This is a genomic window from Providencia rustigianii DSM 4541 (assembly GCF_000156395.1).
GTDB classification, from domain to species: Bacteria; Pseudomonadota; Gammaproteobacteria; order Enterobacterales; family Enterobacteriaceae; genus Providencia; species Providencia rustigianii.
On sequence record NZ_GG703830.1, the window covers coordinates 2613 to 3291 of the forward strand.

Here is a 679-nt window from a genome sequence, read left to right on the forward strand (position 1 = left end):
CTAATGCAAAAATGCATGGTGGACAGTTGGGAAATTTGGGACGACGTGCAGCCATTGATGATACGCCCTTATGCTTATCACCCCGTTTGGATTGGCTACGATCCCGCCAAAGGCACCCAAAATGGGGATAGCGCCGGCTGTGTGGTTATCGCTCCGCCAATGCGCAAAGGTGATAAATTTCGCATACTTGAACACCATCAATGGCGTGGCATGGATTTTCGCGCTCAATCCGATGCAATCAAAGAGCTAACTGAACGCTACAACGTGCAATACATCGGTATCGACTCTACGGGTATTGGTCATGGAGTCCTACAAAACGTGCGTGAATTTTTTCCCCGCAGCGAAAGAATTTATTTATAACCCAGCCTTAAAAAATGCCCTTGTCCTCAAAGCGTATGACGTGATTAGTCATGACCGCCTTGAGTATGACGCCGGTTGCAATGATATCACTCAATCATTTATGGCGATTCGCCGTGCAACCACCGCGAGTGGCAACCGCCCTACGTATGAAGCAGATCGCAGTGAAGAAGCCAGCCATGCCGATTTAGCGTGGGCAACTATGCATGCTCTGTATAACGAACCGATCACCGGTGAAAACAGCAACCATCACAATATTGTCGAGGTATTTTAATGAGCCGTAAAAAATAAAAACGTCATTCACAGAATATGGCGCATACAA

The 679-nt window shown here is 47.1% G+C and carries 1 pseudogene; it reads left to right on the forward strand.

From position 1 onward, the window contains the following. Positions 1-631, forward strand: a pseudogene (locus PROVRUST_RS18710) (phage terminase large subunit family protein); the annotation flags it as partial. Positions 632-679 lie beyond the last annotated feature (48 nt).